The organism is Achromobacter sp. 18P8.1.1, assembly GCF_057799415.1.
Window position 1 is genome coordinate 18,256 of the sequence record NZ_JBYOKH010000011.1, and the last position, 17,358, is coordinate 35,613.

A 17,358-nucleotide genomic window follows, 5' to 3' on the forward strand; every position below is an offset into this window, starting at 1 on the left:
GGGACAGCCCCGCGGCGCCTGCCGCAGGGGGCTACCCCCTGAGCCTACACCCCTGCCGGCGCCGCTTCGAATGCGGCGCCGCGCATTTCTGGCGCCTGCCGCTGGCTGCGCCAGGCGTCATAGATCAGTTCGGGGTTGTTGGCGGCAAGCAGCGCCGGATCCGACAGCATGCGGCGCCAGCGGCGCGCGCCCGACTGCCCGTTCACCAGGCCCAGCATCGGCCGGGTCATCACGCGTAGCGGCACACCCTTGGCAACCTGGCGCGCCGCGTATTCGGTCATGGCGTCCACCACTTGCGCGTCGCTGGGCAACCGTACGGACGGCCACAACTGCAACGACACTTCGGACAGCACGCGCGGGGTGTGCCAAGCGGCCCGGCCCAGCATCACGCCATCAAATTCGTCCGCAGCCCGGACAGATTGCTCGGCGTCGGCAAGACCGCCATTCAGCACGAATGTGCAATCCGGAAAATCCAGCTTCAGCTGCTTGACCACGTCGTAGCGCAGCGGCGGAATTTCGCGGTTGTCCTTGGGCGACAGGCCCTTGAGCACCGCATTGCGGGCATGGGCGATGAAGACCCGGCACCCCGTGTCGTAGATCTTGCCGACGAAATCCCGGACGAACGCGTAGGATTCCTCGTAGTCCAGCCCCAGGCGGTGCTTGACGGTGACCGGGATATCCACGGCGTCCTGCATGGCTTTCATGCAATCGGCCACCAGCGCCGGTTCCGCCATCAGGCAGGCCCCGAAAGCGCCCTTCTGCACGCGTTCCGAAGGGCACCCGCAATTCAGGTTGATCTCGTCATAGCCCCATTGACGGCCCAGCTTGGCGGACTGCGCCAAGGCGTCGGGCTCGCTGCCGCCCAGTTGCAGGGCAACCGGATGCTCGGCTTCGTCGAAATCGAGGTGCCGCGAAACGCTGCCGTGCAGCAGCGCGCCCGTGGTGATCATTTCCGTATACAAGCGTGCGCGGGGGGCCAGCAGCCGATGGAAATAGCGGCAGTGGCGGTCGGTCACGTCAATCATCGGGGCGACGCACAGCCGCCAGTCGGGGGAGTCCAAGAATCACTCTACAAAACAAAGGGATGCGGTATTTTACGGGCTTAGCGGCATTATGTCCGGCAGGCGAATGCGCCCGAGTCCGGCTGATCGCCGTAACCCCGCCCGCTATGTGGTCTAAAATTGCGCCGCCGCCGCCGCACAGGTGTAGCCAAGCGTCCGTTAACCCCCTCACCCCTCTATATCAATGGCCGTATTCACTCCCGTATCCGACGACGACGCGCGCGCCCTCCTGGCGCAATTCGACCTGGGCGAGCTTGTCTCGCTTCGAGGGATTACGGCCGGTATCGAGAACACCAATTACTTCCTGTACACGACCCGGGGCGAATACGTCCTGACGCTGTTCGAAGTCCTCACGCACGCCCAACTGCCGTTCTACATCGAACTGATGTACCACCTGGCCCAGCGCGGCATCCCGGTGCCGCAGCCCCAGAATCTGCGTGACGGCACCCGCCTGACGACGCTGCACGGCAAGCCCTGCGCCATCGTTTCGCGCCTGCCCGGCGGTTACGAACCCGCCCCGGGCGCCGCCCATTGCGCCCTGGCCGGCGCCACCCTGGCGCGCGCCCACCTGGCCGCCCAGGACTTCCCCATACACCAGCCCAATCTGCGCGGCCTGTCCTGGTGGCTGGAAACGGCCCCAAAGGTCATGCCGTTCCTGGATGCCGGCCAAGCCCAACTGCTTAGTTCCGAACTGGCTGCCCAACAGGCTGCGGTGAACACCCCCGCCTGGCAGGCACTGCAGACCGGCCCGGCCCATTGCGACCTCTTCCGCGACAATGTGCTGTTCGCCGGCACGTTCGAAGATCCGCTGATGGGCGGCATCATCGACTTCTACTTCGCCGGTTGCGATACCTGGCTATTCGACGTGGCGGTCAGCGTCAATGACTGGTGCATCGACCGCGACACCGGGGAATTCATCCCCGAACTGGTGCAATCCTGGCTGGCGGCCTACGCCCAGGTCCGGCCGTTCACGGACGCCGAACGCGAGGTCTGGCCCGTCATGCTGCGCGCCGCCGCGCTGCGCTTCTGGGTGTCCCGTCTGTACGACTTTTTCCTGCCCCGACCGGCTCAAACGCTTAAACCTCACGACCCGCGGCACTTCGAAAGAGTGTTGCAAGCACGCCACCGCCCGGGCTTGCCAATATTGCCGTAACCGTTATGCCCCCCATAATGGGGTTAGCGCGTCCCTTTTGAGAGATCACCCCTTCAGAGAGCCATGCAAGCAGCATTCCTACCCGCGACATCCGGCTGGCACTGGGTTCGAGACGGCTTCCGTCTGTTCCGCAAGCAACCTCTGGCCATGTTCACCTGGGCCATGTTCATCAGCCTTCTGGTCGTCTTCGCCAGCGCGACGCCCCCCGTCGGACCGATCCTGGTCGTGGCGCTCATGCCCATCATCACCCTCATGACGCTTTCCGCGTGCAAGCACGTGGATGCCGACCGCGTCATGCTGCCGTCCATGTGGGGCAAGCCCCTGAAGCAACCCGGCGTCTTCCGGAAGCTGTTCCTGATGGGCCTGTTGTATGCGGGGCTGAGCATGGTGGCCGGCCTGCTGACCTTCCTGCCTTTCATGGATTCGATGGCCGAGGCCTACCGGATCGCTTCCGTTGAACGTTCGCTGGACCCCATCCTGATGGCCATGCGCGTTCCGCTGACCATCTTCGCGATCATCTACGTCGTGATTGCCGCGCTGTTCTGGCATGCGCCGGTACTGGTGGCCTGGCACGGTCTGCGCCTGATCCAGGCGCTGTTCTTCTCCGGCATCGCCTGCTGGCGCAACAAGTGGCCCTTCCTGGTGTACGGCGCCACGTGGGCGCTGGTGTTCCTGTTCATCGACCTGTGCGCCGGCTTGCTGGTCACGATGGGCCTGTCGCCCCAATTCGCTGGCACGCTGCAAATCCCGTTCAACATCGCGGCGGGCGGCGTTCTGTATTGCAGCTTCTATCCTGCCTATACCTCCGTATTCGGCATCGATCGCGCCAGCTCGCATCTCGACAACGGCCACAGCGCCGAAGCATAGGGCAACGCGGCAGGGCGCAAGTGCCCTGCGTACGCCCATCACCCGCAGATCCCGCGACACGAACGCCACATCGATGGCGTAGCGCATGCCAAAGGTATGCACGCCGGCACACGGCGTCAGCAAGATGCCGGACCGCCGCCCAGGCGGCCGGCGGCCAAGCAGGCCACGCATCCGGCCGCACCAGCTCGCCACACGTAGAAGTCTCAACCGGTCCAACGGCAATACAGGGCGGCCGTTCATTGCACGCTTTGAAGCAGCTGGACGGCAATGGGAAACGCCAGCACGATGAAGGTGCAGGGAAAAATGCATCCGATCAGGGGCAGCAACATCTTCACCGGCGCCTGCATGGCCAACTGCTCTGCCCGGACATGCCGATCGCTGCGGCACTGCGCGGCCTGCGCGCGTAGCACCGGCCCCAGGCTGATGCCCAACGATTCCGCCTGCGCCAAGGCGGCGGCCCAATTCCGCGCGAGCGGACTATTGCAACGTTCGGCCAAGGCCTTGATCGCCGCCGCCCTGGAAACTCCTGCCCGCATCTCGGCCAACGCGTCGGCAAGACCGTCCCGCAAAGCGCCGCGCGGACCGCTTTGCGCGGCCAACTGCAATGCGCCTTGCACACTCAAGCCCGCCTCCACGCACAGCGTCATCATGTCGAACACGAAAGGCAAATCCCTTTCGATGCTGCGGCGGCGCTTTTCGCCCAGGCCGCGTAGCCACAGCCCAGGGGCCACACCAGCCGCCAATGCTGCGGCAAGCATCCAAGGCAACCAGGCCAAGGGCGCGGGATCGGCAAGCGCCGCAATTGCCGCGGCGAGTCCTCCCGCGCCTGCACCAGCGCTGGCGCACAATGCCGCCATGTGGGCATAGCTCACCCCAACCGGCAAAGCGGCTTGTTCGATCGCCCGCGTCAACCGGATGCGCAAGCGCCACGAGCACAATGGCCCCACCCAAGGAGCTACCGCCGACACCCAGGGCCAGGCGGCCCGCCACCACCACGGCAACGCGGCGGCGGCATCCTGCTCGCCTCGCAGCAGCGGGCGCAGGGCAAACCACGTCAGCCAGCCAACACCCAACGCCGTCGTCAACATGCCCAGGTACAACCACATTGCGGCCTCCTTACATGACCTAGCCGGGATCGAAATCCCTGTCGGATCAGATATCTATCTGGATGATGCGCCGGATCAGCACTATCCCGGCCGTTTCCAGCACCGCCACGATGGCCAGCACGCCCCACCCCATCGGCGTATGCCATAGCAACCCCATGATTTCCGGCTCCAGCCGGTCCAGCACCGCTAGCAGCAGCAAAGGCAGCGCACCGACGATCCAGGCCTGCAACCGCCCTTGGGACGTCAGCGCCCGCAACTTCGCCTGCAACTGCAACTGCGCCCGCAAGGTCTGCGCAATGCTTTCGAGCGCCTCGGCCAGGTTTCCGCCCGTCTGCGCGGCAATCCTCATAGCGGCCACCACCAGCGAAGTGGAATCCGCCGGCATCCGGGCATGCAGGTTCTCTAGCGCGGTATCCCACGGCACGCCCATGCGCTGCTCGCGCAGCATCAAACCGAACTCCTGCGCCAGCGGCGCGCTGCTCTGCTCCACAACGTGCCGCAGCCCCGTCGCCAGCGCGACACCCGCACGCAAGGCCGACGCCAACATCAGCAACGCCATCGGCAACTGCTGTTCGAAGCGATCCGCTCGCCTGCGCCGCAGCCTATCTACCGTCCAGCGGGGCACCCGGGATGCAAGCCCGGCCGCCAGGGCCGCCACCACGCCGCTGCCCGTCAAAGACAACGCCAGGCCCGCTGCCAGCAGCGCGCAAGCAACCGCGGCCGCCCATAGCTGCGCGGGATCGATGAACAAGAACACTTCGCTCAGGCGAACGCCGGCATCCTGGGTATAGAACTCCCGGTAGCGGCGCAACGCAGGCGCGAACCAGCCCTGGGCATGCCAGGCCAGAATCGCCACGCAACACATCGCGCCGCCCGCAGCCAGCCAGATCACGGCAAGCCCTGCGCGACGTTCGTCGCGATGGGCTGCGGGCCGCCTGCCTCCGCAAACCAGGCAGGGTCCAGGGACACGCCTTCATCGCTCCATTCCCGGGCAAAGCCGGGCAACGCGCCACATCCCAGAAAGCCTGCCGCACGGTCGTACCGGAAAAGTTCCAGCAGTTGTATACGACCGCTTTCCATGCCGGCGACTTCCACAATCGACATCACCACGCGCCGCCCATCCGCCAACCGCGCTTGCTGCACCACCAGATCCACACTGGCCGCGATGTGCTCACGCACGGCAGATAAGGGCAGATCCAGGCCCGCCATCAGAATCATCGATTCCAGGCGGCCCAGGGCATCGCGCGGAGAATTCGCGTGCAGGGTCGTCAAAGAACCCTCATGTCCGGTGTTCATGGCCGTCAACATATCGAATGCCTCGGCGCCCCGACATTCACCGACGACGATCCGGTCCGGCCGCATGCGCAGCGCGTTACGCACCAGTTCGCGGATATCGATGTGTCCTCTGCCCTCCTGATTGGCGGGGCGTGCCTCCAGGGCCACCAGGTGATCGTGGTTCAGGCGCAACTCCGCCGCGTCCTCGATGGTGACGACCCGTTCGCCGTCCGGAATCTCGTTTGAAAGGATGTTCAGCAAGGTCGTCTTGCCGGAGCCGGTTCCTCCCGACACCACCAGGCTTTTGCGCATCCGCACGCAAAGCGCGAGGAATTGCGCCATGCCCTCGCTGAGCGACGCCGCCGCAATCAGATCGGCCATCTTGGGCCGACGTTGCGGAAACTTGCGGATGGTCAGGCTTGCCCCTTTCATGGCGACCGGCGGGATGATCGCGTGCACGCGCGATCCATCCGGCAGACGTGCGTCGACCATGGGTGAGCTCTCGTCAATGCGCCTGCCCAGCGGCGTCACGATGCGTTCGATCACCCAACGCACGGACTGCTCGCTGGTGAAGGCCGCCGGATGCCGCCATAGCCGCCCTGCGCGTTCTACATAGATCTCGTCGTAGCGGTTGACCATGATTTCGGTAATGTCAGGCGCCGCCAGCAAAGGCTCAAGTGGCCCCAAGCCGACCGCTTCGTCCAGCACCTCGCGGCACAACGACGCCTTGTCCACATCGCTGGCCAAGTCCGCATCCTTGGCAACGATCTGGGTCAGCAAGCGTTCGGCCTCTGCACGCAACGTGCCATCGCTCATGCCCGCCACATCGCGCCGGCGTAAATCCAGCCCCTCCAGCAACGCGCCGTGCAAGCGCCGCCGTTCCTGAAGCCGCTCGTGAAGCCGTTGCGGCGGTGCAGGCTGCGCGGGTGTCGACGTCCGCGCGGGGCTTGCTGGCGGCGCGGCAATCAGCGCGACAAGATCGTGCGGTTCTATTGCCTGCGCATCGGTCGGCGGAACGGCACCGGATGAGACCCACTGCACCCGCAAGCGGCAAGGGCCGATCAGGATGTCGTCATCGGGCAGTACCGGCGCATGACGCACCACTCGCACGCCATTGACCATCGTACCGGCCAGCGTACCCAGGTCTTCCAGGACGATATTCGCGTCCTCGCGCACCAGGCGGGCATGCTGCCGGCCGACCCGCCAGTTCGAGATGCGCAGACCGCACTGCGCGCCCCGCCCGATCAACACCGGCGCCGCCGCAGCCAAGCGACGAATGCCGGCATCTTCGAAAGTCATTTCAATATCAAGCATCGCCTTACTCACGCAGAAGGGTTCGAGTCGTGTCGTCGCGGGATGTCCACTGAGACCCAGCCCCCGAATAGGGATCCCAACCGCCGGCCACAGACGGCACCGCCGTGCCCAACCGAGGGGGTTCGGGGAATGTGGCGTCCAGGACCTCGCGGCTGCGACGTACACGGTCTGTCAGGGCGGGCTCGCTTTGCGACACGATCTTCGGCGTGACGAAAATCGCCAACTCGGTTTCGCGCTGTTGATAGCGCCGAGACGAGAACAAGGCGCCCAGAATCGGAATGTTCTGCAGCCACGGCAAGCCGCTGACCTCCTTTGCGTTCTCGCGCGACAGGAAGCCGCCAATCACCAGGGTGTTGCCCGACCGTACGTTGAACTCCGTGGACGCGCGCCGCGTGCGCAATGCCGGGCCGCCCGCCACGCTCAGCGAGGAATCCACGGAACTGGCCTCTACCTCGATCAAGGACCGAATGACGCCATTGCGGTCGATGCGTGGCGTGATGCTGAGCGATACGCCATACGGCTTGAACAACGTCGTGGGATTGCCGCGTCCATCGGTGGACACGTAGGGCACCTCGCCCCCCGCCAGGAAGGTCGCGCTGGCGCCGCTGCGCGCAAGCAGTTGCGGCTGCGCCAACATCACGGCCTCGCCGGTTTGCGCCAGGGCGGCGATACGGGCGGACAAGAGCGCATTCACGCCGAAGTAACCTGCAGCGGCCGATACCGGCCCGGCGGTTTCGATCACCGACTCGCCCGGCCGGGTCATCCGGCCAAGCGCCCCCGCATCCCAAGCCAGGCCCGCGTTCACCCCTCCTTGCGTCACGCCGTCCCAGCGCACGCCGAACTCGCGCAATCGGGAGGTGGGTATTTCCACCACCTGCACGTCCAGCAAGACCATGCGGTCCCACCCCACCTGCCCGGTGAAATCCAGAACGGCGGGATAGCGTTCCGCCAAGGCGGCGATACGGGCCCGGTCATCGTCGGACAAGTCGTCGCCTTCGATCAGGATGCGGCCTCCCACACTGGTGCTGCGCGCACCGGGGATACGGGCCAGCAACGCCTCGACTTCGGCCCGCAGGCGCGGCGCTCCGGCAGCGACAACCCGCAATTCGTAGGCCGTCGTCCGTCCCTTCGCGGTCCAGACGTGCACCGACGACACGCCTTCCGCGCGGGCAAAGATCACGACGTCTCGACCTTCCGCCGCGACGGCGCTCAGCACTTGCCCATTGCCGATGGCCACCCTCTTCACGCCGGGGTGCGGCAAGACGCGGGTTTCGCCCACTTGAAGCTCCAGCACTTCCATCTGGCCCCAGGCTGCCGCCCCCCATAGGGACAGGCACATTGCGCCGAAGATCAACACGATGCGTTTCATGGCCGCCCCGATTCGAAGCCGGCCATTGCGGCGTGCCCGGCGGGAGCAACGAGGGCCTGCGCATCCACCCGGTCCCCGTACAGGATGGCCACGCCGGGAATGGGTTCCGGCTCGGGATCCAGCCCGACCAGCGTTGCCAGATCCGTCTGGGCCGATGCCTTCACCGCCCCGGCATCGTCACGATGACGCAGCATGGCCGTCAGGGTCCCCGATTGCCGGGCTGCGACAAAGCGCACCGCTTCGTCCGGATCGGCTGCCAGCGTGATGTTGCCTGCACCGGAGCCATCAGGATCGGTCTCTGCGCCCACGGTCAGCACCCGCATGCCCTGTAGCAACGGAACGGTGAGCTCGCGCTGGCGATGGGAGAAGCTCACATAGATATCGATCAGATCGCCCGCGCGCAGCATCTCGGCCAAGCCGCCCAAATCGCCGGCGGCAACTGTCAGCGCCCGCTGGCCAGCCCGAAGCCGCGACGCCAGCGCAGGCGTTGGCGCCGTAAAGGTCAGATGTGTCTTCAGCAAAGGTTCGCCATGCGCCACGTCCGCCACAAGGGTTGCGCCAAGCAGGCTGCTCAGATCCAGCGGATCCAGGCTCGCGCTGGATGCCCACTGCGCGGGGATTTCACGCACTGCCAGATGCATCTCTTCCAGACTAGTGCCCGCGGGCAAGTCATAGGCTGCGACCAGGCGTTCGACGACGGGCGTGCGCGCTTGCGCCTCCAGGGCCTGAACCCGCTGCTGCACGTGCTCGCGCACCGCCCACGCCGACACCAGGCCCGCCGCCAACGCCAGCCCATAAACGCCCACACGGCGCAACCGCCGCATGCCATGGATAAGCAGGGCCTTCACGATGCACACCCCCTGACGCGAAGACCGCTGCCGGTATCAAGGGGCACCACGGAAACCAGCAGGCGCTGGCTACCTCGCGTCCAGGATTGGGCATCACCGTCCCCCGGCAAACGCTGCCACCCCTCCCGCAACAAGCCCGTGTCCAGCAAGGACATCATCCGCGTGGGCGTCACCGCATGCTGCCAGATCCGCTCGGACACCCTGACGTTCTTATCCATGACGGCAACATCCAAGCGCAGCCGTGCCCCTTCCGGCAACCACGCAGGAGGCGGCGATGCGGGTGGGGTGCGCAGACGCAGCGAAGAAATGCTGCCGACCGTACGCCCTGGGCCGGCTTCTTCCATTTGGGCCACCCACTGCTCGTCACCGATCTGCCCGGAAAGGATCAGTTGGCCGGGCAACACATTCAAATCCGCCAGTGCGGATTGCTGCCCGGACAGGACGCGCACCAGATCCGGCGCCTTCATCGGCACATCAAACACCACGACCTGCGCGGGTTGACCGTACAGCCACAAGCGATCGGCCAGCACCGCATGCCGGGATCCTTCAGGAAAGCGCAACCGGCTCAAGGACGCTGCGGCAGGCTTCGCCCCGATCCCATCCGTCGCTAAGGCCATTGCGGAAGCCAACGCCGTTGCGCCGGCCACCAATCCGCCTGCAAACTTCAAGCGGCACGAAACCACAAGGGCACGCCCTTTCCTCCGTGGCCAGGCAAGCAGGTACGCACTCATCGAATCACCCCTCCACGTTTGCCCAAGCGGTCTGATGGCACCAAGTCCGCCCACGCGGATAGCCAGTCCATCGACACCGCTGATCGGCCCCACGGGCCATCCATGCGTTGCGCAAGCGCCCCCACGCGTCGAGCCTGCGCCAGCGACGCCTTTTCAGCCTGCCGCCAAGCCGTCGGCGCATTGCCGATCCGGCGCTGCGCATCCGCATCCCCGTACGCATGCCCCGCCCCGATCGCCACCCGGGTCAACCGGGTAATCGACGGCGCCAACTCGCCACTGCCCGGGGTCGGCACGGTCTGCGCCTTCACCGTCAGCAACTGCAAGTCCGAGCCGAACCATTCATCCTGCAACGCGCTCACGCGGAGCGGCGCGATGCCCCGCAACGCCTTGGCCTGGCTGGTCATAACTGAAGATGCACGGGACCACGATGACGGCAACGGCTGCCCCAGCGCACTTGACATCGCCGCCTTGCGGCTCGCCTGCGACATTTGCTGCGCCGCGAATTGCAAGCTGCCGATTCCGCTCACCGCCCAGACCATTACGGCCATCAACGGCAAGAGCAACAGCGCTTCCACCGCTGCCTGACCTTGCTGGCGATCAAGGCGCCTCGCCCTCACCCCGCCCATCGTCATGGCGATCTCCCAGCAAGCAGGACTTCCTGAGATTTGACGGCAGACAACCGTGCCTGCCAGTAAGGGCGAAACAAGGTGGCCAATTCGCTGCGGCCATCGGCACGTTGTTCAGGGCGCAGGAAATAGGTCTCAGCGGCGCTAGTCACCGTGATGGCGTCGGTGTGCCCAAGCCCGGCATAGCGGAACAAGCCGGTGGGCGCCGCCACCGCGCTGTCCGCGTCAGTCGTTTTCAACACGGCGCCCGCCAAACTCACCCTGACCGCGAAACGCAATGGATCCCGCACCCGCGACGCGGCGACTTCGCGAAAAGCAGGCAAGCCCCTGCCGGGCCATCGCTGCACCGATGCCATCGCATACGAATTGGCCATGGGATTGGTGACGCCGCTGAATATGTCCCACGACGTCGATTGCTCCACCCACCGCCAGAAATCTTCCTGAGAAAAATCGACGGGCGGTTCTTCAACGTAATCCACGCCTTCAGGCGCCTTGCTCTTTTGGCCTTGCGCGGTGCCCCAGCCCATCGCATATTCGCGGTAGTAGCATCCGATCCATCGATTGGATCGCAGGGCATGGAACGAGTGCGTGTCCAAGGCTCCCCAGCGGCCATCCGGCCCAAGCCAGGTCGAGCCGCGGCGGCGCAGTTCATGCCGATACAGCGGGCATCGCGAGCTAACTGGCCAAGGATTGCGCCGCGTTTCATTGCGTTTTTTCAAGAACCCGTAACGCTCGACCGCCTGCTCCACGGTCGGCCGTAGACCCGATTTGCGGGTAGCGGCCTGGCGCTCGATGAAGCCCGGCCACGCATCCGACAACAACTGCAGCGCCAACCCCTGCGCACCCATTGGGTCACGGCCATCTGCTTCACTGCCGTCTGCTTCACCGAAGTTGGCGGCAAGCACCTTGCGCATGACACGGTCGCGCGATGCAGGCAATTCCGACATGGCGGACGCCGCAGCCGTTTCCAACACCTGATGCACGACACGTTCGTGCTGCGCGAAGGCGCTGGCCAGTCGTGCCTCGGCGCCCGGCAACGCTCGCCCTGCCCCATAGGCAACCCCCATGTCAGGCCCGAAGAGCATCGCGATCAGACTGACTGGCGGGTTGCCGCGGCTGCGCTGCGACTGCAACGCGCCCCCGTATTGCGCCGACGCGGCCAACGTGACCAGATGCGCCATTGCTACCTGATGCGCGATCTGCGTTCGGTTGACGTAGGCAATGGCATTCAGCGTGCGCGCCTGCTCAAGCGCGCCGCTGTACGCGGCCGCATCCGCGGCGTGCGTCAGCCGCACCCTGCCCTCAACCGTCTGGCCCAGGTTGTAAAGCACCACCAGGGAGGTCGCGGCCACGGCCACGATCAGCATGCCCAGCACCAGCGCCTGGCCATGCTGACGGGCGGCGGGCATGCGCCGATGGAGCATCACTTCGCATCCGCGGCGTTGCCGGTAAACGACTTGAGCGAACGCGCCTTGGTCTGCGCTGCAGCCTTTTGCGCCGCCTGCTGCGCCGCGCGACTCTGCGTGCTGCCATCTTCGCCCGCAAGCTCCCGCGCCATGGCGGCGGTTTGCGAACGCACCACCTGTCCGAAGTACTGATAGACGGCAATTGCCGCCACCGCCACCAAGGCCACAACCACGATGTACTCCGTCATACCCTGGCCCAACTGACGCTTCCGAATTCCCCACATGTCCGCTCTCCGATGCAATGAATGTCGGATGCAGTGTCGGCGTGACGGGCAGAGGGAACAATTCGTGGATGCCGAGGCGGGCGAAATGGGCACGAGCGCATTGACACTTGTGAAAGCCGCCTCAGGAGCAAGAAAAAACCCCTCGTGCACGAGCATCGAAGGGTTCAAATCGGGGGCAAATTCAATACCCGGAAATCTTGTAACTCACTAATTTTCCAGGGTTTTCCCTATTGCCGAGGCCCTGACCCGGCAGTAGATTTGAGTTGCCGGGCTGTCTGACACCCATCGCGTGCGAAGCCGGGCAGGAGCGCCTCAGACTCATCTAGAGCTGGGGCGCTCTTCCATTTCCGCCGCCGCTTCTTCGCGGTATCCAGCACGGCAAAATGCCTAGCCGGCTGCCGGGCGATTGTCTGCGGGACGTCCCAGCTGCGACATATCCAACCGTCGGAACACCCAGCCCGACAAGAGCGTGATCACGCCCACGCACACGAAGCTCAGCGTGAACGCACGCCCCAATGATGCGTTGGCCTCGCCCGAGAACATGCCGACCAGCCCACCGCCGATCGTCACGCCCAACCCGATGGCCAGCATCTGGATCATCGAAAACAGGCTGTTCCCGCTGGCTGCATCCCGCTTGCTCAACCCCTTCAAGGTCACGCTATTCATCGCCGCGAACTGCATGGAATTGGTCGCGCCGAACAGGGCAAGTTGGGCAACCTGCAATGCCAACGGCCATCCAGGCGAAATCGCCGCGAACGAGACAATGGATGCACCGACCAATACCGTGTTGACCAGCAAAAAGGTGTCATACCCGTAGCGCCGAACCAGCGGCGCGATCCAGGGTTTGGTGATCGTGCCCGCAATCGCCGCCGGCAACATCATGAGTCCGGACTGCAACGGCGAATAGCCCAGTTGCAGTTGCAGCAACAGCGGCAGCAAGAACGGCACCGCGCTGCTGCCGATGCGGCACACCAGATTTCCGACCAGCCCCACACTGAAATTGGGCTCACGAAACAGGCGCAATTGGAAGAGCGGATTCTGACGTTTGCGCGCATGAATCACGTAAAGCAGCACGGTCAATGCGCTAAGCGCGAACAAGCCCGTCGACCACGCCATACGCCCTGAGCCAGCGGGCAAGTCCAGGCCGAGCGAAAACGACACCATGCACAACGACAGCATGGTGCAACCCAGCACATCGAAAGGCGCCACGTCAGCCAGCGCGTCCTCAGGCAAATATCTCCGCACGGCTAACAAGCCGGCAATACCGATGGGCACATTGATCATGAAGATCCAATGCCAGCTTGCCACCTGCACCAGCAGGCCGCCCAAGGTCGGGCCAAAAATAGGACCGACCTGACCCGCGATCGACACAAAAGCCAATGCGGAAATGTATTGATCGCCCGGCACCCTGCGCAGCACCGCCAACCGTCCGATCGGCACCAGCATGGACCCACCCACGCCCTGGACCACGCGCGCAACGGTCAACTGCGTCAGGGTTTGCGCCATGGCGCAGAACACCGATCCCATCGCGAATATCAGGATTGCCGCCAGGTACACACGACGGGTCCCGTAGCGGTCAGCCAACCAGCCCGAGGCCGGCGTCAGCATGGCCATCGTCAAGGTGTACGCCACCACGACAGGTTTCAGCGCAAGCGCCTCCTCGCCAAGGCTGCGCGCCATGGCGGGCAGCGCCGTATTGACGATCGTAGTGTCCAGCGTCTGCATGAAAAAGCAGGCAGCGACGACCCAAAGCAGGGCCTGCTGTGATGAGGGTTTAGCCATGGACGAATCGTACTGCGCGAATGCCAACGGACGGCTGACAGCGGGTACGGCGCTTAGGGCGGTGCTGTGCTTGCGTCAGTCGGACCTGACACGCGATTTCTTGCCACCGGGAGCTCCTGGCGGCAGATATCCAGCGCGGTGGAATGACCCCGTTTTTTGTGGAATATACTGGATAAATAAACAGTATTTTCCATCATGCCGTTCAAAGCCCCCCTTACCCACGCCGACCTACGCATCATCCGCGAGCGCCAGCCTTGGAATCCCGACGTCATCTCATTGCTATGGGAGGTCAAGCGGCTGCGCTCAGTGCTACTGCGCGCCTATCAACTGTCTGCAGACCTGAAGCGGCCAGCCGGTCTGACAGGCGAGCTCTACGACGACTTCATGAAAGGCCTGCGGGATGAACCCTGTGTCCAGGAGCGCGACGGGATGACGACATCGTTGATGGAAGCGCCGGACAGGCTAAGAAAGGGGATGGCACCTCGGTAGGAGCAATGGGCGCGCAGCATCGCCCAAGCGTCATTCGACCACGGAGGTTTATTGCAAAGGCGTCCGCGGGTCGCCTAGCCTATCAGCCCACTTCCCCGCTCAACTGCATGTGACAACGCTGACCATGCTGATGGCGCTCATCAGATACTGCATCGCGGCAACTTTCTCTGGCGTCTGATGAACCGAAGCATTCTCGAGTTTCACCAACGCGTGTTTCATCAGTTGAAGGGAAGACATTGTTGAGACGGTAGACGCCATTGAGGCCGTGCCGTTCCATCCTTGGGCTTCCGCCTCGAAGGCCTGCGGATCCGTGACTGCAGCAGGTAAGGCTTTAGATTTCATCGGAGCACTCTGTTGGCGTGTCTTATAAGGAAGAAATCAGAACCCGCGCCGATGCAAAAGTTCCAGCGGCATGAGGGCCATGCGGAGTTGTACGCGCGGGCCAATTCCAAAAAGAACAAGGGGCTACGCCAAATTGGCGTAACCCCTTGATTTCTTTGGTAGGCCCCCCGAGAGTCGAACTCGGCACCAACGGATTATGAGTCCGCTGCTCTAACCAGGCATGAGCTAGAGGCCCAGGAAACGATTACTGCCCTTCCAGGAAGCTCTTCAGCTTATCGGCCCGGCTGGGGTGACGCAGCTTGCGCAGCGCTTTAGCCTCTATTTGGCGAATGCGCTCACGCGTGACGTCGAATTGCTTACCCACTTCTTCCAGGGTCTGGTCGGTGCTCATTTCGATGCCGAAACGCATACGCAGAACCTTGGCTTCACGCGGGGTGAGAGAGTCTAGCACTTCCTTGACCACATCACGCATGGAGCCGTGCAATGCCGCATCCGAAGGCGCCAGGGTGGACGTGTCTTCGATGAAATCGCCCAGGTGCGAGTCATCGTCGTCACCGATCGGCGTTTCCATGGAGATCGGTTCCTTAGCGATCTTCAGGATCTTGCGGATCTTGTCTTCCGGCATGTCCATCTTCTGCGCCAGGGTCGCGGGATCCGGCTCGGCGCCGGTTTCCTGCAGGATCTGACGGCTGATCCGGTTCATCTTGTTGATCGTTTCGATCATGTGAACCGGGATACGGATGGTGCGCGCCTGGTCGGCGATCGAACGCGTGATGGCCTGACGGATCCACCACGTGGCGTACGTCGAGAACTTGTAGCCGCGGCGGTATTCGAACTTGTCCACGGCCTTCATCAGGCCGATGTTGCCTTCCTGAATCAGATCCAGGAACTGCAGGCCGCGGTTCGTGTACTTCTTGGCAATCGAGATCACCAGGCGCAGGTTAGCCTCGGTCATTTCGCGCTTGGCCTTGCGGGCCTTGGCTTCGCCGGTGGCCATGCGCTTGTTGACGTCTTTCAGGTCCTTCAGCGGCAGCACGACGCGCGTTTGCAGGTCGATCAGCTTTTGCTGCAGTTCCTGCACGGCGGGAATCTGGCGCTCCAGCGTCTCGGCGTACGGATGGCCGGCGGCGACTTCTTCCACCACCCACTGCAGATTGGTTTCGTTGCCCGGGAAGACCTTGATGAAGTGCGTGCGCGGCATGCCGGCACGGTCCACACACGTATGCAGGACGGCGCGCTCAAGCTGGCGCACTTCTTCAACCTGGTTGCGCAGGGTGTCAGCCAGCTTTTCGACCATCTTGGCCGTGAAGCGGATGCCCATCAGTTCATTCTGGATGGATTCCTGTGCACGCACGTAGACGTCCGACTTGTAGCCGTCCTTCTCGTACGACAGGCGCATCTTGTCGAACTGCTTATTGACCTCGTCGAACTTGGCCAATGCCTTCACGCGCAGGTCTTCCAGCTGCTTGCTGGACATGCCGCCCGCGGGGCCGTCATCGCTTTCGTCTTCGTCAGCGGTGACGCCGGCGCCGGCGTACTCTTCGCCGTCTTCCGGATCAACCAGGCCGTCGACGACTTCGTCGATCTGCGCCTGGCCTTCGCGAACGCGCAGGATGTGGGCAAGGATCTCGTTGATCGTGGTCGGGCAGGCCGAAATGGCCATGACCATGTGCTTCAGGCCGTCTTCGATGCGCTTGGCGATCTCGATTTCGCCTTCGCGGGTCAGCAGCTCGACCGAACCCATTTCGCGCATGTACATGCGCACGGGGTCGGTGGTGCGGCCGAAATCGGAGTCCACCGTGGTCAGCGCGGCTTCGGCTTCGTCTTCGACGTCATCGTCGTTGGACGCAACCGGCGCGTTTTCGCTCATCAGCAGCGTTTCGGCGTCCGGGGCCTGGTCATAGACCGCGATACCCATGTCGCTGAACGTGCTGATGATGCCGTCGATGGCTTCGGCGTCGACCAGGTCGTCAGGCAGATGGTCGTTGATTTCGCCGTACGTCAGGTAGCCGCGGTCCTTGCCCAGCTTGATCAGCTGCTTCAGGCGATTGCGGCGCGCTTCGTATTCTTCCGGGGTCACGGGGCCGCGGGCGATCAGATCCTTGGGATCCGCCTTGCCGCGCTTGCCACCGCGCTTGGGCGGCTTCAGATCGGGCAGGACTTCGCCTTCGCCGTCCATCGTGTCGTCGAAACCGTCGGAATCGTTGTTCGCATTCTTCGCGGGGCGGCCCGGGCGGCGACCGCTGGGCACTGCCGGACGTGCGCTGCCCCCCACCAAGTCGGCGAGCTTGTCTTCAGCCTTCTTGGCGCGAGCCTTCGTCACTTTTTCGGGCTTGTCAGCCGCAGCCGTCTTGGTTGCCTTCTTGGCAGCCGTTTTGGCAGCGGGCTTGGCGACCTTCACCGCCGTTTTGGCGGGCGCTTTTTCCGCCGCCATGCTTACGGCGCGCTTGGCCGCAGGGGCCTTGATTTCAGCCGCATCAATTGCAGAGGAGGATTTGCCGGTGGATTTGGTCATAGTCGCTTCCGTGGTCGTCGCAACCCGTTTGGGCATGTTGCACCGCATAGGGCCGCCCTGGACGGTGGCCCAGCGCGGCGCAAATACGGGTAAAACTGGTGAACCCGCAGAAGTCACGCGGCTGCGTTGTTCGCAGCGCCAGCTCTTTCGAGCCCGCTTGTCGCCATCACGGTGCAATACCGTTGGGCGC

General features: G+C 64.0%; 16 protein-coding genes, 1 tRNA gene and 2 pseudogenes. 3 read left to right on the forward strand and 16 right to left on the reverse strand.

Translation table 11 applies throughout. The annotated features are described in order from the left end of the window. Window positions 1-44: 44 nt before the first annotated feature. Entirely contained in the window at window positions 45-1,061 is a 1,017-nt protein-coding gene (gene dusA / locus AC27VE_RS09570; RefSeq protein WP_427960337.1) for a tRNA dihydrouridine(20/20a) synthase DusA, read from the reverse strand. Window positions 1,062-1,245: 184 nt separating this feature from the next. Between dusA and AC27VE_RS09575 the strand changes: the two genes are divergently transcribed. Both AC27VE_RS09575 and AC27VE_RS09580 read left to right on the forward strand, forming a co-directional pair. Beyond that, window positions 1,246-2,214: a homoserine kinase gene (locus tag AC27VE_RS09575; protein WP_427960340.1), complete on the forward strand. Its 969-nt coding sequence runs from the start codon at window positions 1,246-1,248 to the stop codon at window positions 2,212-2,214. A gap of 63 nt (window positions 2,215-2,277) precedes the next feature. Then, window positions 2,278-3,081 carry a BPSS1780 family membrane protein gene (locus AC27VE_RS09580; protein WP_248293273.1) on the forward strand — a complete coding sequence of 268 codons (804 nt, stop codon included), beginning with the start codon at window positions 2,278-2,280 and terminating at the stop codon, window positions 3,079-3,081. 9 nt (window positions 3,082-3,090) lie between these two features. Here AC27VE_RS09580 and AC27VE_RS09585 read toward each other — a convergent pair. The 12 genes and pseudogenes from AC27VE_RS09585 to mdtD all read right to left on the reverse strand — a co-directional run. Further along, window positions 3,091-3,390 (reverse strand): annotated as a pseudogene (locus tag AC27VE_RS09585) (DUF192 domain-containing protein); the annotation flags it as partial. After that, window positions 3,318-4,187, reverse strand: coding sequence for a type II secretion system F family protein (locus AC27VE_RS09590; RefSeq protein ID WP_488703702.1), 870 nt, complete (start codon window positions 4,185-4,187; stop codon window positions 3,318-3,320). The gene AC27VE_RS09590 and the pseudogene AC27VE_RS09585, both read right to left, overlap by 73 nt. 46 nt (window positions 4,188-4,233) lie before the next feature. Beyond that, window positions 4,234-5,079: a type II secretion system F family protein gene (locus AC27VE_RS09595; RefSeq protein WP_488703703.1), complete on the reverse strand. Its 846-nt coding sequence runs from the start codon at window positions 5,077-5,079 to the stop codon at window positions 4,234-4,236. Beyond that, entirely contained in the window at window positions 5,076-6,776 is a 1,701-nt protein-coding gene (locus AC27VE_RS09600) for a TadA family conjugal transfer-associated ATPase (RefSeq protein WP_488703704.1), read from the reverse strand. The genes AC27VE_RS09595 and AC27VE_RS09600 overlap by 4 nt, the downstream gene beginning before the upstream one ends. 4 nt (window positions 6,777-6,780) lie before the next feature. Then, a complete protein-coding gene (locus AC27VE_RS09605; protein WP_488703705.1) occupies window positions 6,781-8,145 on the reverse strand; it encodes a type II and III secretion system protein family protein in 1,365 nt (454 codons plus the stop codon). Further along, window positions 8,142-8,993 (reverse strand): Flp pilus assembly protein CpaB, encoded by an 852-nt coding sequence (gene cpaB / locus AC27VE_RS09610; protein ID WP_488703706.1) that lies wholly within the window; start codon window positions 8,991-8,993, stop codon window positions 8,142-8,144. Before cpaB ends, AC27VE_RS09605 begins: the two co-directional genes overlap by 4 nt. After that, window positions 8,990-9,562: a hypothetical protein gene (locus AC27VE_RS09615; protein ID WP_488703707.1), complete on the reverse strand. Its 573-nt coding sequence runs from the start codon at window positions 9,560-9,562 to the stop codon at window positions 8,990-8,992. Before AC27VE_RS09615 ends, cpaB begins: the two co-directional genes overlap by 4 nt. A gap of 158 nt (window positions 9,563-9,720) precedes the next feature. Beyond that, complete coding sequence (locus tag AC27VE_RS09620) at window positions 9,721-10,083, reverse strand: hypothetical protein (protein WP_427960363.1); 363 nt, start codon at window positions 10,081-10,083, stop codon at window positions 9,721-9,723. A 162-nt stretch (window positions 10,084-10,245) separates the two neighbouring features. Continuing rightward, window positions 10,246-10,356 (reverse strand): annotated as a pseudogene (locus tag AC27VE_RS09625) (pilus assembly protein); the annotation flags it as partial. Continuing rightward, window positions 10,353-11,759, reverse strand: a complete 1,407-nt coding sequence (locus AC27VE_RS09630) for a hypothetical protein (protein WP_488703708.1) — start codon at window positions 11,757-11,759, stop codon at window positions 10,353-10,355. The pseudogene AC27VE_RS09625 and the gene AC27VE_RS09630, both read right to left, overlap by 4 nt. A 14-nt stretch (window positions 11,760-11,773) precedes the next feature. After that, complete coding sequence (locus AC27VE_RS09635; protein WP_105559780.1) at window positions 11,774-12,040, reverse strand: hypothetical protein; 267 nt, start codon at window positions 12,038-12,040, stop codon at window positions 11,774-11,776. Window positions 12,041-12,427: 387 nt separating this feature from the next. Then, window positions 12,428-13,849, reverse strand: coding sequence for a multidrug transporter subunit MdtD (gene mdtD / locus AC27VE_RS09640; RefSeq protein WP_488703709.1), 1,422 nt, complete (start codon window positions 13,847-13,849; stop codon window positions 12,428-12,430). 168 nt (window positions 13,850-14,017) lie between these two features. Here mdtD and AC27VE_RS09645 point away from each other — a divergent pair, with 168 nt between their 5' ends. Next, window positions 14,018-14,311, forward strand: coding sequence for a hypothetical protein (locus tag AC27VE_RS09645; RefSeq protein WP_315136773.1), 294 nt, complete (start codon window positions 14,018-14,020; stop codon window positions 14,309-14,311). 99 nt (window positions 14,312-14,410) lie between these two features. Here the strand turns inward: AC27VE_RS09645 and AC27VE_RS09650 are convergent, their stop codons facing one another. From AC27VE_RS09650 to rpoD, 3 genes are all read right to left on the reverse strand, one after another. Then, on the reverse strand, window positions 14,411-14,653 hold the full coding sequence (locus tag AC27VE_RS09650) for a hypothetical protein (protein WP_488703710.1): 243 nt from the start codon (window positions 14,651-14,653) through the stop codon (window positions 14,411-14,413). Between the two features lie 156 nt (window positions 14,654-14,809). Then, window positions 14,810-14,888: transfer RNA gene (locus tag AC27VE_RS09655), tRNA-Ile, on the reverse strand. A gap of 9 nt (window positions 14,889-14,897) precedes the next feature. Continuing rightward, complete coding sequence (rpoD, locus tag AC27VE_RS09660) at window positions 14,898-17,168, reverse strand: RNA polymerase sigma factor RpoD (RefSeq protein ID WP_006223981.1); 2,271 nt, start codon at window positions 17,166-17,168, stop codon at window positions 14,898-14,900. Window positions 17,169-17,358: the final 190 nt, after the last annotated feature.

Bases quoted from the DNA above. Each gene is read 5' to 3' on its own strand.
- AC27VE_RS09575 (WP_427960340.1), top strand. From the start codon at position 1,246: ATGGCCGTATTCACTCCCGTATCCGACGACGACGCGCGCGCCCTCCTG.
- AC27VE_RS09580 (WP_248293273.1), top strand. From the start codon at position 2,278: ATGCAAGCAGCATTCCTACCCGCGACATCCGGCTGGCACTGGGTTCGA.
- AC27VE_RS09590 (WP_488703702.1), bottom strand. From the start codon at position 4,187: ATGTGGTTGTACCTGGGCATGTTGACGACGGCGTTGGGTGTTGGCTGG.
- AC27VE_RS09600 (WP_488703704.1), bottom strand. From the start codon at position 6,776: ATGCTTGATATTGAAATGACTTTCGAAGATGCCGGCATTCGTCGCTTG.
- AC27VE_RS09605 (WP_488703705.1), bottom strand. From the start codon at position 8,145: ATGAAACGCATCGTGTTGATCTTCGGCGCAATGTGCCTGTCCCTATGG.
- AC27VE_RS09630 (WP_488703708.1), bottom strand. From the start codon at position 11,759: ATGCCCGCCGCCCGTCAGCATGGCCAGGCGCTGGTGCTGGGCATGCTG.
- AC27VE_RS09635 (WP_105559780.1), bottom strand. From the start codon at position 12,040: ATGTGGGGAATTCGGAAGCGTCAGTTGGGCCAGGGTATGACGGAGTAC.
- AC27VE_RS09645 (WP_315136773.1), top strand. From the start codon at position 14,018: ATGCCGTTCAAAGCCCCCCTTACCCACGCCGACCTACGCATCATCCGC.
- AC27VE_RS09650 (WP_488703710.1), bottom strand. From the start codon at position 14,653: ATGAAATCTAAAGCCTTACCTGCTGCAGTCACGGATCCGCAGGCCTTC.
- rpoD (WP_006223981.1), bottom strand. From the start codon at position 17,168: ATGACCAAATCCACCGGCAAATCCTCCTCTGCAATTGATGCGGCTGAA.